The organism is Tundrisphaera macrotermitis (genome assembly GCF_051175315.1).
Classification (GTDB): Bacteria; Planctomycetota; Planctomycetia; order Isosphaerales; family Isosphaeraceae; genus Tundrisphaera.
On record NZ_CP195100.1, the window covers coordinates 5,898,044 to 5,912,982 of the forward strand.

Annotated in this window: 14 protein-coding genes; 12 read left to right on the plus strand and 2 right to left on the minus strand. The window is 67.3% G+C overall.

Annotation, left to right across the window (positions count from 1 at the left end; all coding sequences use genetic code 11):
- Window positions 1-9: 9 nt before the first annotated feature.
- Entirely contained in the window at window positions 10-501 is a 492-nt protein-coding gene (gene ybaK / locus TA3x_RS23825) for a Cys-tRNA(Pro) deacylase (protein WP_435017171.1), read from the minus strand.
- A gap of 518 nt (window positions 502-1,019) precedes the next feature.
- On the opposite strand from ybaK, the gene TA3x_RS23830 reads away from it, so the two are divergent.
- From TA3x_RS23830 to TA3x_RS23870, 9 genes are all read left to right on the plus strand, one after another.
- Complete coding sequence (locus TA3x_RS23830) at window positions 1,020-1,331, plus strand: hypothetical protein (protein WP_435017172.1); 312 nt, start codon at window positions 1,020-1,022, stop codon at window positions 1,329-1,331.
- Window positions 1,332-1,484: 153 nt separating this feature from the next.
- Entirely contained in the window at window positions 1,485-3,146 is a 1,662-nt protein-coding gene (locus TA3x_RS23835; RefSeq protein ID WP_435017173.1) for an AMP-binding protein, read from the plus strand.
- A 49-nt stretch (window positions 3,147-3,195) separates the two neighbouring features.
- Window positions 3,196-4,482 (plus strand): protein kinase domain-containing protein, encoded by a 1,287-nt coding sequence (locus tag TA3x_RS23840; RefSeq protein WP_435017174.1) that lies wholly within the window; start codon window positions 3,196-3,198, stop codon window positions 4,480-4,482.
- A 94-nt stretch (window positions 4,483-4,576) separates the two neighbouring features.
- A complete protein-coding gene (locus tag TA3x_RS23845) occupies window positions 4,577-5,449 on the plus strand; it encodes a prephenate dehydrogenase (RefSeq protein WP_435017175.1) in 873 nt (290 codons plus the stop codon).
- Between the two features lie 159 nt (window positions 5,450-5,608).
- Window positions 5,609-8,473 (plus strand): phosphoribosylformylglycinamidine synthase subunit PurL, encoded by a 2,865-nt coding sequence (gene purL / locus TA3x_RS23850; protein WP_435017176.1) that lies wholly within the window; start codon window positions 5,609-5,611, stop codon window positions 8,471-8,473.
- Between the two features lie 77 nt (window positions 8,474-8,550).
- Window positions 8,551-9,396 (plus strand): NYN domain-containing protein, encoded by an 846-nt coding sequence (locus TA3x_RS23855; protein WP_435017177.1) that lies wholly within the window; start codon window positions 8,551-8,553, stop codon window positions 9,394-9,396.
- 11 nt (window positions 9,397-9,407) lie between these two features.
- A complete protein-coding gene (gene purQ / locus TA3x_RS23860; protein ID WP_435017178.1) occupies window positions 9,408-10,184 on the plus strand; it encodes a phosphoribosylformylglycinamidine synthase I in 777 nt (258 codons plus the stop codon).
- A gap of 712 nt (window positions 10,185-10,896) precedes the next feature.
- On the plus strand, window positions 10,897-11,991 hold the full coding sequence (locus tag TA3x_RS23865) for a DUF1559 domain-containing protein (protein WP_435017179.1): 1,095 nt from the start codon (window positions 10,897-10,899) through the stop codon (window positions 11,989-11,991).
- Between the two features lie 38 nt (window positions 11,992-12,029).
- Window positions 12,030-12,251, plus strand: a complete 222-nt coding sequence (locus TA3x_RS23870; protein ID WP_435017180.1) for a hypothetical protein — start codon at window positions 12,030-12,032, stop codon at window positions 12,249-12,251.
- Window positions 12,252-12,350: 99 nt separating this feature from the next.
- On the opposite strand, the gene TA3x_RS23875 is transcribed toward TA3x_RS23870, so the two are convergent.
- The gene (locus TA3x_RS23875; protein WP_435017181.1) at window positions 12,351-13,481 is read right to left on the minus strand and encodes a prenyltransferase/squalene oxidase repeat-containing protein; all 1,131 of its coding nucleotides are present in this window, start codon (window positions 13,479-13,481) and stop codon (window positions 12,351-12,353) included.
- A 392-nt stretch (window positions 13,482-13,873) separates the two neighbouring features.
- Here TA3x_RS23875 and TA3x_RS23880 point away from each other — a divergent pair, with 392 nt between their 5' ends.
- Genes TA3x_RS23880 through TA3x_RS23890 form a run of 3 tightly spaced genes read left to right on the plus strand, consistent with a single transcriptional unit; the run spans window position 13,874 to window position 14,932 of the window.
- The gene (locus TA3x_RS23880; RefSeq protein ID WP_435017182.1) at window positions 13,874-14,146 is read left to right on the plus strand and encodes a WXG100 family type VII secretion target; all 273 of its coding nucleotides are present in this window, start codon (window positions 13,874-13,876) and stop codon (window positions 14,144-14,146) included.
- A 47-nt stretch (window positions 14,147-14,193) separates the two neighbouring features.
- Window positions 14,194-14,676 (plus strand): hypothetical protein, encoded by a 483-nt coding sequence (locus TA3x_RS23885; protein WP_435017183.1) that lies wholly within the window; start codon window positions 14,194-14,196, stop codon window positions 14,674-14,676.
- A gap of 46 nt (window positions 14,677-14,722) precedes the next feature.
- Complete coding sequence (locus TA3x_RS23890) at window positions 14,723-14,932, plus strand: hypothetical protein (protein WP_435017184.1); 210 nt, start codon at window positions 14,723-14,725, stop codon at window positions 14,930-14,932.
- Window positions 14,933-14,939: the final 7 nt, after the last annotated feature.

Consider the following 14,939-nt stretch of genomic DNA (forward strand, 5'->3'; position numbering starts at 1 on the left):
GGCCCGCCGTCATCGCACCAGCGGTTCTCGCGCGATCGCGGCGACGCGGGCCGAGATGGCACGGATGAGGTCGTCGGGGGCGATCACGATCTGGAGCCCGCGCTGCCCGGCCGAAACGCTGATCTCGTCCCACAGGGCGGCCGTCTCGTCGATGACGGCGGGATAGGGCTTCTTGCAGGCGAGGGCCGTCACGCCCCCCCGGACGTAGCCGGTCAGCGGCTGGACCTCCTTCAGCGGGACCGTCTCGACCCGGCGGTCGCCGGTCTGCTGGGCCAGGGCCTTGAGGTCCAGTTCCGAGTCGCCGGGGATGATCGCCAGGCAGATGCCGTGGCGGTCCCCCCGGGCCACCAGCGTCTTGAAGACCTGAGCGGCGGGCAGGCCCAGCTTCGCCGCGACCGAGCCGGCCGATAGATCCTCGGGGTCCACCTCATATTCGCGGAGGCGATGGGGAATCCCCATACGCTCCAGGAGACGGACGGCATTGGTCTTGGTCGTGGCCAAATCGGACCCTCCGGGCCGGCGTCGTCGATCGCTCCCCGTCCCGGGAAATCGTCGATCCTGGCAAATTCTATGCTAAGGATGCCCCGTTCCAACGATCATATGGATCGGGGGCGATGCGCGCCCGTCAGGAGAGTCGAAGGAGGAGGACACAACGAACCGGACTGATCGACTGGCAAAGGTTTGGGATTTTGAACAATATCATCTCCCTGGTGAATGCGCTAGCATGGCCGACGGCATTTGTGGTCCTGGTCTGTTTATTCCGTCGGGAGATTGGGCAAGCATCCGGACGGCTGGGGCGGGTCAAATATCGCGACATCGAGCTGATCTTTCGCGAGGAACTGAGGCAGGCGGAAGTCCTGGCACGGTCGCTGCCCACCGCGACTCCGGCAGCGACGGCGGGGACCCCCTCGGCGGGGCAACCCTTGCTGGAGGCCGATCATGAAGGGGGACCGACCCTGAGCGGCTCGATGATCGTCTCCGCGACGCCGAGCGAGCCTCATGATGCGAGACGGGGTCGGATGCCCTCGGATACGATGTCCCCCCGGGAATCGATCCTCGAAGCCTGGTGGCAGCTCGGCCAGGCGATGATCCGGGTCGCGGCGAAGGTCGGGGACCGCCGGTCGCCGACCCCGTCGCGGGCCGACGACGCCTTCCGGTTCCTGGTCAGCCGCGGACGTTTGGAGCCGGATGAAATCCGCTTGTTCGAAGGCCTCTCCAAGCTGCGAGACCAACTGGACCGCCTCGACGCCGCATCGATCGGGCCGGATGAGTCCCGGAAGTTCATCGGGGCCGCCTCCTGCCTGCTGTCGCGGGTGGTGAGCCGCCTCTGACCGGACAGCGAAGGGGTGGGGGTCGGGATGACCTCCACCCCTCGATTGATTGCCGGGCCGCTCTGCCGTAGATTGGGGCCGGTCGCCGTCCGATGAACCGGGCGTACCCCCGTCCCCGAATCTCCCCCTCCGGGGATTCGAAGCGAGATTGCCATGAGCGTCGATACCGCCGCCCCGCACGCCGAGGCCATCCCGGCGGGCGAGCCCGATGAGGCGTTACCCCCACTGCCCCCGCACTGGCGATCCCTGGCGCGGGCGTTCGTCCATTCGGCCCGCGTCCACTGGTCGCGCCCGGCGGTGGCCGACAGCACCAAGGCCAGCGCGACCTACGGGATGGCCCTGACCCGGGCGATCGCCCTCGGGCGGGTCCTGGCCCGGACCCTCGGGCCCGAGCCCTATGTGGGAGTGATGGTCCCCCCCAGCGTCCCGGCCGTCGTCACGAATCTGGCGCTCATCCTGATCGGGAAGATCCCGATCAACCTGAACTACACCGCCAGCCAGACCGTCGTCGACTCGGCGGTCAAGCAATGCGGCATCCGCCACACGATCACCTCGCACAAGGTCATCGAGAAGACGCAACTCGCGCCCGGCGGGGAGTTGATCTACCTGGAAGACATCCCGGGACGGGTGACGAAGCTCGACAAGATCTGGGCGGCCGCGACCGCGAAACTTGCCCCGATCGGCATGATGGGTTCGTTTTTGCCCGGCCTGAAGGCGGACAGCCTGGATGCCACGGCCACGGTGATGTTCACGTCGGGATCGACCGGCGACCCCAAAGGGGTGGTCCTGTCCCACCGGAATGTCCTGAGCAACGTCCACCAGGTCAACACCCACCTCAGGCTCCTCCCCGACGAGGTCGTCCTGGGCGTCCTGCCGATGTTCCACTCGTTCGGCTTCACCGTGACGATCTGGACCGTGCTGCTGCTGGGCAAGAAGGTCGTTTATCACGTCAATCCGCTCGATGCCAAGATCGTCTGCGACCTGGTCGAGAAGCACGGGGTGACCATGCTGGTGGGCACCCCCACCTTCATGAGGCACTATGCCCAGCGGGCGAAGCCGGGGCAGCTTTCCACCCTGTACCACCTCCTCCTCGGGGCCGAGAAGCTCAAGCCGGAACTGTTCCAGGAGATCGTGGAGAAGACCGGCGTGACCCCTCTGGAGGGATACGGCACGACCGAGCTTTCCCCGGTGGTCTCCGTGAACGCCCCGTTCCCGATGACCCTGCCCGACGGCCGGGTTGTCGACGGCAATCGCCGGGGCACGGTGGGCCGGCTCATCCCCGGGACCGCGGTCAAGACGGTCGGCATCGAGGATGGACAAGACCTGCCGCGGGGCCAGGAAGGGATGATCCTCGTCAAGGGTCCCCAGGTGATGGTCGGCTACCTGGATCGGCCCGAGGCCACCGCCAAGGTCCTGAGGGATGGGTGGTACACGACCGGCGACATCGGATTCCAGGACGCCGACGGCTTCCTCCACATCACCGACCGGCTGAGCCGCTTCTCCAAAATTGCCGGCGAGATGGTGCCGCACCAGGGGATCGAATCGGCCCTGATGAAGGCGGTCGGCGTCGATGAGACGGCCGTCGCCGTCACGTCGATCCCCGACGCCAAACGCGGCGAGCGGCTGGTGGTCCTCCACACCCCTTGGCCGATCTCCCCCGCCGAGGCGTGCAAGCGGCTGGTCGAGGCCCAACTGCCGCGCCTCTGGATCCCCGCGGTCGAGGACTTCGTGCCCATCGAAGCCATCCCGATCCTCGGCACGGGCAAGATCGACTTGCGCCGCCTCCGGGAGATCGCGGCGGAGGCGGCCCGGTGAAACCGAATAGCCTGGTCGGATCGCGCGGGCGGGAGCCGGGGGGCCGGGGATGAAGGTCGTCCTCCGGGTCACCGCCGGGCCGCACACCGGCCGCGACTACACCTTCGACCGGCACGATACGTTCGTGGTCGGCCGATCGTCCCAGGCGCAGTTCCCGGTGCCCGAGGACGGCTTCCTGTCCCGCCACCATTTCCTGATCGAGTTCAACCCGCCGGCCTGCCTGCTCAGGGATCTCGGCAGCACGAATGGGACGAAGGTCAACGGCCACCTGGTGGACTCGATCAGGCTCCGCGACGGCGACTCGATCGAGGCCGGCGAAAGCGCATTCATCCTGCTGGTCGAAGAGACGACCTGGGAAGGGGGCGGGCCCAAAATCCGCTGCCTCGGGTGCGGCAAGCCGGCCCCCCCCGGCATGGCCGTCAACGCCCTCCCCGGCGAGGACCAGATCACCTGGCTGTGCGAGACCTGCATCGCCCACCGCAGGCAGTACCCGACCACCGAATCCGAATACCTGATCGAGCGTCGCATCGGCGGCGGGGGCATGGGCGAGGTCTACCTGGCCCGCGACCTGAAGAACAACACCTCGGTTGCCATCAAGATGATGGTCCCCTCGATCGCCGCCAGCGATCGGGCCAAGCTCCGCTTCCAGCGCGAGCTGGAGGTGCTCAAGAACCTCCGCCATCCCAATATCGTCGAGTTCTACAAGATGTCCGAGCTGGAAGGCCAGTTCCAGCTCGTGATGGAATATGTGGTCGGCAAAAACGCTCAGGAGTGGGCCTCCGAACTGGCCGCCCCGCTCTCGGCCGCCACCGCGGCCCGAATCGGCGTCCATTTGCTGCGTGCCCTGAACCACGCCCACAACAAGGGTTATGTTCACCGCGACATCAAACCCTCCAACCTGCTGGTCGCCGGGACCGCCGCCCGGCCGATCATCAAGCTTTCGGACTTCGGCCTGGCCAAGAGCTTCCGCGACAATGCCGGCTTCGCCGGGCTGACCCACCAGGGGGACATCGGCGGCTCGGGCGGTTTCATCTCCCCCGACCACATCCGTGACTTCCGCGACGCGAAGGCGCCGGCCGACATCTACAGCGCCGGCGCCACCCTTTATAATCTCCTGACCAATCAGTACCCGTTCTACGGCTTCAATCCCAACCGGGCCGACTCCTACAGCATGATCCTGGAACATCCCGCCGTCCCGCTCCGAGCCCACCGACCGGACCTCCCTGAAGGGCTCGATCGGATCATCCTCAAATCCCTGGAGAAGCAGCCCAAGGATCGATGGAAGTCGGCCGCCGACATGGCCCGGGCCCTCCTCCCGTTCGTGGAAGGACGATGACGGGGTAGGAGCCGGTCGGGCGGGACTTACACGGCGAATCTGGGGCGAAGGGGTGGGCGGACGATCGCCCGCGGGAATGCTGAGGGGAGCTGGGATGTCGCGACGACTGGGGACGGTGGCCATCGTGGGAGTCGGCCTGATCGGCGGTTCGATCGGGAAGTCCCTCCGTTCCAAGGGGCTGGCCACGACAGTGGTCGGGCTCGGTCGAGACCGCGACCGGTTGGAGGAGGCCCGCCACCTCGGGGCCATCGACCGATTCGCGACCGACCCGGCCGAGGCGCTGGCCGAGGCCGAGGTCGCGGTGGTCTGCACGCCGGTCACCCGGATCGTCGAGGACCTCCTGGCCGCGGCCGAGTTCGGCCCGGAATCGATCCTGGTCACCGACGCCGGAAGCACCAAGGGGGCGATCGTGGAAGCCGTCGAGCGCCACCCGCGAGGGCAGGCCACGTTCGTGGGCGCCCATCCGATCGCCGGATCGGAGCGGAAAGGCGCCGCCCACGCCCGCGCCGACCTGTTCGACGGCCGCGCCTGCGTCGTGACCCCCACCTCCCGCACGCCCGCCGATCGGCTCGATCGGGCCCGAACCTTCTGGTCCGATCTGGGATGCGTCCTCCACGAGATGAGCCCCGAGGATCACGATCGGGCCCTCGCCCGGACCAGCCATCTCCCTCACGTCGTGGCCGCCGCCCTGGCCGCCGCCGTCCCCGCCGAATTGCTCCCCCTGGCGGCGGGGGCCTATCGCGACGGCACCCGGGTCGCCGGGTCCGATGCCGCCCTCTGGGCGGGGATCTTCCGCGAGAATCGGGGCCCGGTCCTCCAGGCCCTGGCCGGCTACCAGGCACAGATCGACGCCTTCCGGGCCGCCCTGGAAGCCGACGATGAGGACGCCCTGATCGGCTGGTGGGAGGCCGCCCGGGGCCTGAGGAGCCGGTTCGAGGACGTCCCAATCCCACCCATGAGGCGATGAGTCAAGCACTTCGGGTTTGTAATCCCGACCCGACTTGGACATAATGCAGTCACTTGGTTAACGATTTTCAGGACGTGGGTCGCGACCTCGTGCGGTGGGAATCCGCCCGCAGGTTGAACGCTCATCAATGCGATCTCCCGAAGCGAGTCATTGGACCTCATGCTCTGGCACCTGCAAATTGACCCCGCCCCGGGAAGGGTCGACCTCCCCGGGCAACGCGTTTCCGCCGACGCCGCCGAACTGGGCCTCCCCGGCCCCTGGAAAGTCTCGGCCAGCCGCGGCTTCCTGATCGAAGGGCCGCTCGACCGCGCAGCCATCGCCCGAGCCGCCGAGGCGGTGCTGGTCGACCCGGTGGTCGAGGTCTTCTCGATCCATGGCCCGTCGGAGGATGCGTCCCCGACCACCGGCTCGGATCAGGTCATCCATGTCCTGCCGAAGCCGGGCGTGACCGACCCCGAGGCGGAGAGCGCCCTGGCCCTGCTCCGGGAGATCGGCCTGGCCGCCGAGGCCGTGCGGACCATCCGGACCTATCGAGTCGAAGGCCCGGCTGCGTCCCTGCCCCGCCTGATCGGCCGCGTCCTGGCCAACGACGCCGTGGAACAGGCCGTGGTCGGCCCCCTGCCATTCGACCGGCTCGGGCAAGGCTCGACCTATGACTTCCGCAAGGTCGTGGTGCCGATCCTCGGGCGATCCGACGAGGAACTCCTCACCCTGAGCCGTTCCGGCCAGCTCCACTTCAGCCTGCCCGAGTTCCGGGCCATCGAGGCCCACTTCGCCTCGCTGGGCCGCGAGCCGACCGACTGCGAGCTGGAGACCCTGGCGCAGACCTGGAGCGAGCATTGCTCGCACAAGACGCTACGCGGTCGGATCGACTTCGACGGCACGATGATCGAGAACCTGCTCAAGTCGACCATCTTCGGGGCCACCCAGAAGATCGGCGCCGACTGGCTGGTCAGCGTCTTCGCCGACAACGCCGGCGTGGTCCGGTTCGATGATGATTACGACGTCTGCTTCAAGGTCGAGACCCACAACCACCCGTCGGCCATCGACCCCTACGGCGGGGCCAACACCGGCCTGGGCGGCGTGATCCGCGACCCGATGGGGACCGGCCTCGGCGCCAAGCCGATCTGCAACACCGACGTGTTCTGCGTCGCCCCGCCGGACACCCCCGCCGACTCGCTGCCCGCCGGGGTGCTCCACCCGCGCCGGATCCTCAAGGGGATCGTCGCCGGCGTCCGCGATTACGGCAACCGAATGGGAATCCCCACCGTCAACGGGGCGCTGGTCGGCCACCCCGCCTACCTGGCCAACCCGCTGGTCTTCTGCGGGACGGTCGGCCTCCTGCCCCGGGGCATGTCCGAGAAGACGGTGCGGGCGGGCGACCGGATCGTCGCCATCGGCGGCCGGACCGGCCGCGACGGGATCCACGGCGCCACGTTCAGCTCGGTCGAGCTGACCGGCGAGAGCGAGTCGATCTCCGGCGGTGCCGTCCAGATCGGCAACGCGATCACCGAGAAGATGGTCCTCGACGTCGTCCTCCGCGCCCGGGATCGCGGCCTGTTCCGCTCGATCACCGACTGCGGCGCCGGCGGGTTCAGCTCGGCCGTGGGCGAGATGGCCGCCGAGATGGGGGCGGAGGTCGACCTCGATCGCGCCCCGCTCAAGTACGAGGGGCTGTCCTACACCGAGATCTGGATCTCCGAGGCCCAGGAGCGGATGGTCCTGGCCGTGCCGCCCGAGCACTGGCCGGCGCTGGTCGCCCTGTGCCGGGAAGAAAACGTCGAGGCCACCGACCTCGGCCAGTTCGTCGACACCGGCCGCCTGACCCTCCGCTATCGCGGCGAGGTGGTGGCCGACCTGTCGATGGACTTCCTCCACGATGGCCGGCCGCCCGTCATCCGCCAGGCGACCCATACCCGGCCGGCCGAGACGCCGTTGACGCTGCCCGAGGCGGGCGATTTCACCCAGGACTTGCTCTCCATCCTGGGAACCTGGGACGTCTGCAGCAAGGAATGGATCGTCCGCCAGTACGACCACGAGGTCCAGGCTCGGACGGTCATCAAGCCGCTGGTCGGCGACCAGGAAGATGGTCCCGGCGACGCTTCGGTGGTCCTCCCGGTCATCGGCTCGAACCGGGGGCTGGCCATCTCGTGCGGGATCAACCCCCGCCTCGGGATCATCGACCCGGGGGCGATGGCCGGCTGCGTGATCGACGAGGCGGTCCGCAACTGCGTGGCCGTCGGCGCCGACCCGGCGCGGATCGCGATCCTGGACAACTTCTGCTGGGGCAACACCGAGCGTCCCGAGACCCTGGGCTCGCTGGTCGCCGCCGCCCAGGGTTGCCACGACGTGGCCATCGCCTATGGCACGCCGTTCATCTCGGGCAAGGATAGCCTCTACAACGAGTACACCCACGAAGGCAAGAGCCTGGCCATCCCGCCCACGCTGCTGATCAGCGCCATGGGGCAGGTGCCCGACGTCCGCCGCTGCGTGACGATGGATCTCAAGGAGGCCGGCAACGTCCTCCTCCTCGTCGGGACGACCCGCGACGAGTTGGGCGGATCCCACTGGTCGATGGTCCGCAACCTCGAAGGCGGCCGGGTTCCCCGCGTCGTGCCGGAAGCCGGCCCGCCGCTGTTCCAGGCCGTCCACCGGGCCATCTCCGCCGGACTGATCCGCAGTTGCCACGACCTGAGCGAAGGCGGCCTGGCCGTGGCCCTGGCCGAGATGGCCCTGGCCGGCGGCTTGGGCGCCCGCGTGGCGCTGGATGAGGTCCCCGCCGATGCCAAGGGCCGCCACCCGGCCTCCCTCCTGTTCTCCGAGTCCCCGACCCGTTTCTTGCTGGAAGTCCGCCCCGAATCCGCCCAGGAAGTGACCGCCCTGTTCGACCGCCTCCCTCTGGGCCGGATCGGCGAGGTGATCGCCGAACCCCGGCTCGTCGTCATGGCCCAATCGGGCAGCGCCCTGATCGACGCCCCGATTTCCGAATTGAAAGCCGCATGGCAGGCCCCGCTCCGCTGGTGAGCCGGGCATCGCGGCAGTGAGAATTCCTCATGATGGGATCAGCACCGATCGTTTTGGATCGTAAAGGGAAGGACAGCATGCTCCGATTCGTCACATTCGTCGACGGCTCGAATCTCGATGGCGTCCTGAAACACCTGAATCTACGCGTCGATGATTATGGTTCCTTCTACCGCCACGTCTTCGAGCAGAGCGTCCACTACTGGGGCCGGACCTTCGCCGAAGGGTCGCCCTGGCCCTCGGCCCAGCACACCCGCATCTACTGGTACGTCGTCGGCAAGATGGACGAGTGGGACCTGAACGACCCCAAGGCCGAGGCCCGGCTCCGGAGCCGGTTCGAACTCAACCCCCGGCTCCGCGACAGCTACATGGAAGACATCCAGAGGCGGATGCCGGACCTCCCCCTGGACCGCCGCAACGAGGAAGCCTGGGCCCTCTGCTTCGCCGAGACCCGAGACTGGTACGACAACAAGCGCCGGGCCCTGGAGCGGAAGAAGCGGTTCTATCACGGTGTCCAGGCGGCGACCGACTTCGTCGAAATCCGCCAGGAAGGGCACTGGAAGGTCGACCTGCTCCACCACACGTTGAACGAGAAGGGGCTGGACACCAGCCTCGCCGTCGACATGGTGGCGCTCCAGGACACCTACGACATCGCGATCCTGATCTCCGGCGACGCCGACGGGATCCCGGGCATCAACTACGTGAAGGGCCGATCCAAGCACGTCGGCGTCGCCGAGTTCCGCCGGGGGGCCCCGGCCGACTTCCCGACCAAGGGGGCGTCGTCCCGGCTCAAGATCGCCGCCGACTTCGTGGTCCAGGTCTATGAGTCGGACCTGATCCGCCGCAACCTGGCCTATCGCGCCGAGCCGGACTACCCCAACGTCTCCTATAGCTCCACGTCTTCCCCGAACGATACGGGCTATTGAAGGTGGCTTCCATGACGATTGCACCCCGCGTCCTCGTGCTGAGGGCCCCCGGGACCAACTGCGACGAGGAGACGGCGGAGGCCTGGCGTCGGGCCGGGGCCTCGACCGAGACCTGGCACGTCGGCCGGATCGTCGAGAAGCCGGAGACCCTGGATGCCTTCCAGGTGCTGACCATCCCCGGCGGCTTCTCCTATGGCGACGACCTCGGCGCCGGGCGGATCCTGGCCACCAAGATCGGGTCGGGATTCGGCGACGCCATGCGGCGGTTCCACGACCGTGGCGGCCTGATCCTGGGGATCTGCAACGGCTTCCAGGTCCTGGTCAAGTCCGGACTGCTGCCCGGTCCGGCCGCCTCCGGCCGTGCGACCCTGACCTTCAACGACTCGGGCCACTTCGAGTCCCGGTGGGTCCACCTGGTCCCGACGCCCGGCCTCAGCCCGTTCGTCACGTTCGACGATACGATCGAGTTGCCCGTGGCCCACGGCGAGGGCAAATTCGTCGTGTCCGACCCCTCCGGCCTGGCCGAACTTGAGTCGGCGGGCCAGGTGGTGCTCCGGTTCGCGACGCCCGACGGCTCGCCGGCCACGGCCTATCCGGCCAATCCCAACGGGTCGGCCGGGGCGGTGGCCGGCGTCTGCGATCCCACGGGCCGGATCTTCGGCCTGATGCCCCACCCCGAACGCCACGTCGACCCGCTCCACCATCCCCGCTGGACCCGCGAGGGATTGGCCAGCGAAGGGGATGGGCTTCGGATCTTCCGCGATGCCGTCCGGTCGCTGGCCGGCTAGCCCCCAGGGCTCATCGCCTCGGCTCAGGCCGAACAAACACATCGCCGCGGCGAGTCCTCGGCCCCGACGCGGGGCAAGGGGCTCGCACGCACCGGCGAGATCGGCGTCGAGCCGCGCCGGCTGGCCGGGGCCTCCTTGACGGGCCCGGCCTCGCGCCGGGTCGCGTCCGCGGGCTCATCCGGGAACAAGATCGAAAGCATCATCCCTTCGAATCGCGTCTGCATCGGCCCACCTCTTCGCACGATCCGCAATTATCAGTCGTCGAGCCCCCATGCCCGGAGGGCGGGACCTCCCCGGCGGGCCGGCGGTCGTCGTGCGACGCGCCGATCCCGCCGGGAAGGCGGGTGAAGTGATTCGGTCCCCTCATCCCGGGCGGGACTTGCGATCGGGGGCGGCCTCGGCGGCCGATGGTCCTGCCTCACCCTGGCTTCGACCCTCGTATAATTAGCATCCATCGCCCGAATGTCAATCGTTTCCCGATCGATTTAGTCAAGAATAATGCGCGAAGCATTGATGTTACGTTGAAGAAGTCCGTCCAACGGCGATCCGACCGTTCGGATTTGCCGGATACCAACTTCACGCAGGTTTCAATCGGCGAACACGAAACGTACCCGAGGCCGGCCTAGAATCCGCCCGACAGGAGATCACACCCGGATCGGCGCCCTTCGTCGGGGTGGCCGCCGGAACGAACCGTTGTCGGAGCGATCCCAACGTGCCCATTCGATCTGTCGGACATGAGAAGGCCCAAGGCCCTGGAAGTTTTATTCGTCGCGGTTTCACGCTGATCGAGCTTCTGGTGGTGATCGCGATCATCGCCGTCTTGATCTCGCTGCTCCTGCCCGCCGTCCAGTCGGCCCGGGAGGCGGCCCGCCGGGCCCAGTGCACGAACAACCTGAAGCAGATCGGCCTGGGCTTCCTGAACTTCGAGTCCACGAACAGCATGCTGCCGCAGGGGCCCTTCGACGGGATGGCCAGCAACAACTTCGCCTGCTGCAATGCGGCTTCTCCCGATGGGTGGAATCACTTCTTCAAGATCCTGCCGTACATCGAGCAGCAGAACGTCTTCAACCTGGCCAACTTCCAGATCGCCCCGGTGCATGACAAGCGGGACACCACGGCCAATGGGGAGGTTTTCGTCGCACGGACGGCCATCCCGGGTTATTACTGCCCCTCGCGACGCGTCAACGAGCGTTACAACGGCGACCTCGTGACCGCGACCTCGCGCAATGATTACGCCGGGTCGGCCGGATTCCGGACCGGGCCGGCCTACAGCTGCGCCCCGGCCTCCACGATCCCGGCGGCCCCCAATGGGCTTGCGGGGCACACCGGCGCCGATGGCAAGGACGATAGCGGGCTGGTCGCCCAGGGAAATTACTCGGGTTACAAGGGGGCCATCGTCTACAGCGCAAAGGGAGCCAAGCGGACCCTCGCCGATTTCAAGGACGGGACCTCGAACTCCATCCTCTGCGCCGAGAAGAGCATCAACACCAAGGGTTTCGGCAATGAGGGCGGCGACAACGAGACCTGGATGAACGCCGGGTGGGATGAGGACAACGTCCGCTGGCACTTCGTCCCGGTGGCCGATAACGGCAGCCCCTGGAAGTGCGATGGGTTCAAGAATCCGCCCAACCAGGAGACGGGCGACACCGTCTGGCGTCGCAACTTCGGCGGCCCGCACCCCGGCGGCATCAACGCGGTGCTCGGCGACGGCTCGGTGAAGTTCATCAAGTTCACCGTGAATCCCGGAACGTTCCGGAAGCTCGCCGTGATCGATGACGGCGAAGTCCTCAGCTCGGACGAGTATTGATCGAACCTCCCGCCCGGAATGAGAACGGAACCATCATCATGCGTCTGCGAATTCCCCCTTCCGCCGTCCTGCTCGCCTCCTCGCTCGGCCTCATCGGGTGCGGCGGCAACTCCACCGCGATCGACGAGGCCCCGAAGCGGGCCCTGACCGATGCCGAGAAAGCCCAGTTCCAGTCCCAGCTCGACGACGCCAACAACGCCGAGCGGGCGGAGCGGAAACGCGAAGCGTCCGAGAAGCTCGCGACCAGGCCCGGCCGTTGACGCCCAGTGGACCGATTCATGCGAAGGGGCGGCCTCCCGGATCGGGGAGTGCCGCCCTCGCTCGTGGCCCGCGTCCTGGTTTGTTCGTCCGAGAGGGCGTCAGGCCTTCCGGGCGTGTGCCAGGGCCAGCAGGCCATACGCCGTCACGAGGTTGGCGTCCCCTTCCATGAAGCTGTCGGCCTTGTTGACCCAGCTGCCATTAGGATCCTGGCGGGAGGCCAGGGCTGCGGTCAGATCGGCTCGCCAGTCGTGCGCCGTCCCCTTGTCATCGACGAAGGTATCTTTACCGAGCAGCGCCATCGTCTTGCTGAACGTCTGGTAGTAGTAATAGAGCCCACGCTGGCCGAGGCCCGGGTTCTCGTCCAGGGTGTAATGCTTCGCGATATAGGCGGTGGCGGCCTTGACGCGGGGGTCATCGGGCTTCAGGCCGGCATAGATCATGCTCTTGAGGCCGGCATAGGTCATGCTCGCGTAGGAGCGGAGGCCGCCCCCCTCGCCCTGGCCCGCGACGCTGGTCCCGCCGTTGGCGGCGGTGTAGATGAATCCGCCGTCGTTGATCTTTCCGGCCCAGGGCTGGTCGTTGAACTCGCTCTTGAGGTTCTGGCACCGCGAGACGAACACCAGGGCCTTCTGGAGCGCGGGGTCGTCGGCGGGCAGGCCCGAGTCGTGGAGGGCCTCCATCATGAAGGTGGTGTTGGACAGGTCGGGTCGGCTGTTGTTGCCCCCGTAACCGGCCCCCCCATAGAACGGATCGGACGGCGCCTTGTCCTCGGACTCATCCCACTGCTTGTCCTTGAGGAACTCCTGGCTCCCCTTGATCAGGGCATCGTATTTACCGCCGGTATTGGCCTCCTTGAAGGCCATCAGGGCCACCGAGGTGGCGTAGTTCGCGTGCGCCGCCTCGCTGAGGCCGCCCTTGGGGCCGACGAACTTCTCCAGGTAGGCCAGGGCCTTCACGGAGACCGGGTCGGTCGGCGTGATCCGGCGGGAGCGGAGCAGCGAGGTCACCACCAGCGCGGTGATCCCCGGCTCCTTGCGGAGGGCCGACCAGCTCCCATCGGCGTCCTGCCGTCCCTTCAAGAAGTCCGCGGCCCGGGCGATCATCGCCTCGGACGAAGGGCCCTCGTCGCCCCGGGCCCGACCCGCGATCGGCAGGGAGCCCAGGCCCAGGAGGCCCAGCGTGCCGACACCGCTGGCCAGGAAGACGCGGCGAGAACGAGTCGTGGACATGGTGTCATTTCCTTTCCGGGAGGCTCGAAACCCCGCGATTCGGGGCGGACGTCCGATCTTCCGGGCAAACCCCGTTCCCAGGCCCGGAGATCGCGATCTCGCCGAAGGTTTGCCCGCGAGTCGGACTTCTCGCCAGGCATCGCGATGAAATTTTCCCCCGCCGCCGGTGAAAGTTTCACCGGCGTGCTTGGCCCGATCGGCGCGCCCGGGCCTGGCGGGCGGTGACCCCGGAAGGATGCGGGCCCGGTGCTTTACGAGCCCCGGCCTTCCGGTTAGGCTGGAATGGATCGATCGTCAGTTCGTCGCGATCGTCGTCCCTTCCCCGGGACCGACACCACCTCTTCACCCATCGCGGTCGGGCCCCCTGGCCCCCTCGGTCGAAAGGACGTCCCATGGCGCAAGCCGTCGTCGACCCGTCCGAACTCCGCAGGTTCGCCCAGAACCTCCGGCATTTCAACACCGAACTGCACAACAAGATGGCCGTGATCCACGGCCAACTGACCGGCCTGGGGCAGACCTGGCGCGACAAGGAACAGCAGAAGTTCACCGAAGAATTCGAGGCGACGCTGGTCGTCATCAACCGGTTCATCGAGGCGACCAACGCCTTCGTTCCGTTCCTGCTCCGCAAGGCCGAACGCGTCGAGGAATACCTCCAGCAGCGCTGAGGTGAGGAACCGGACCGACCCCATCGTTCCCGACCCAGGAGGCCCCGATGGCCGATTCCGCACGCGTCGGCAGGATCGACGACATCCGCGTCTTCCGCGAGGCCCTCGGCACATTCATCGAGGACGCGCGCAACGCCCTGATCGCCGTCGACATGGAGAACCGGAGGATCACCGACTGGGTCAAGAATACCCAGAAGTTCCACTGGATCAACGAGGTCAAGCGTCGCCGCGAGAAGATGAACGAGATCCGAAGCGAACTCCACCGCAAGAAGCTCTCCGGCACCGGGGAGACCGAGGCGAAGGAGGCGACCCGGATCGCCAAGCAGCGGCTCATCGAGGCGGAGCAGAAGGTCGAGATCATCAAGAAGTGGGAGCCCCAGCTCGACCACGCCATCGCCGAATATCTGAGCCACTCGCGCCCGCTCGGCGACATGCTCACCGGCGAGCTCGAATCCGCGATGGCGATGCTGGAACGGATGGCCGACGCGCTGGACAAGTACCTGGCCACCGCACCGCCGCCCGGCTCCTGAAACGGATCCCGGATCAGCCCGATCGGCCGACAGCGAGGGGAGTCTCATGAGCAAAGAAGGCTCGAACAAGCTGACTTATGCGATCAAGAATCTGCGCAAGCACTGGGAAATTGCCAAGGAACACTGGCAAGACCAGGTGCAGCGCGACTTCGAACAGAACCACCTGTTCCCCCTGGAAACCCGGGTCAACGCGACGATCCGGAGCATGGACAAGCTGTCGGAAGTGACCGCCAAGGTCCGACGCGACTGTTCCTGAACCGGCA

Excerpts from the sequence above, each read along its gene's own strand:
- TA3x_RS23840 (WP_435017174.1), top strand. The coding sequence starts at position 3,196 with ATGAAGGTCGTCCTCCGGGTCACCGCCGGGCCGCACACCGGCCGCGAC.
- TA3x_RS23845 (WP_435017175.1), top strand. The coding sequence starts at position 4,577 with ATGTCGCGACGACTGGGGACGGTGGCCATCGTGGGAGTCGGCCTGATC.
- TA3x_RS23870 (WP_435017180.1), top strand. The coding sequence starts at position 12,030 with ATGCGTCTGCGAATTCCCCCTTCCGCCGTCCTGCTCGCCTCCTCGCTC.
- purL (WP_435017176.1), top strand. The coding sequence starts at position 5,609 with ATGCTCTGGCACCTGCAAATTGACCCCGCCCCGGGAAGGGTCGACCTC.
- TA3x_RS23885 (WP_435017183.1), top strand. The coding sequence starts at position 14,194 with ATGGCCGATTCCGCACGCGTCGGCAGGATCGACGACATCCGCGTCTTC.
- TA3x_RS23855 (WP_435017177.1), top strand. The coding sequence starts at position 8,551 with ATGCTCCGATTCGTCACATTCGTCGACGGCTCGAATCTCGATGGCGTC.
- TA3x_RS23875 (WP_435017181.1), bottom strand. The coding sequence starts at position 13,481 with ATGTCCACGACTCGTTCTCGCCGCGTCTTCCTGGCCAGCGGTGTCGGC.
- TA3x_RS23835 (WP_435017173.1), top strand. The coding sequence starts at position 1,485 with ATGAGCGTCGATACCGCCGCCCCGCACGCCGAGGCCATCCCGGCGGGC.
- TA3x_RS23830 (WP_435017172.1), top strand. The coding sequence starts at position 1,020 with ATGCCCTCGGATACGATGTCCCCCCGGGAATCGATCCTCGAAGCCTGG.
- TA3x_RS23890 (WP_435017184.1), top strand. The coding sequence starts at position 14,723 with ATGAGCAAAGAAGGCTCGAACAAGCTGACTTATGCGATCAAGAATCTG.
- TA3x_RS23880 (WP_435017182.1), top strand. The coding sequence starts at position 13,874 with ATGGCGCAAGCCGTCGTCGACCCGTCCGAACTCCGCAGGTTCGCCCAG.
- purQ (WP_435017178.1), top strand. The coding sequence starts at position 9,408 with ATGACGATTGCACCCCGCGTCCTCGTGCTGAGGGCCCCCGGGACCAAC.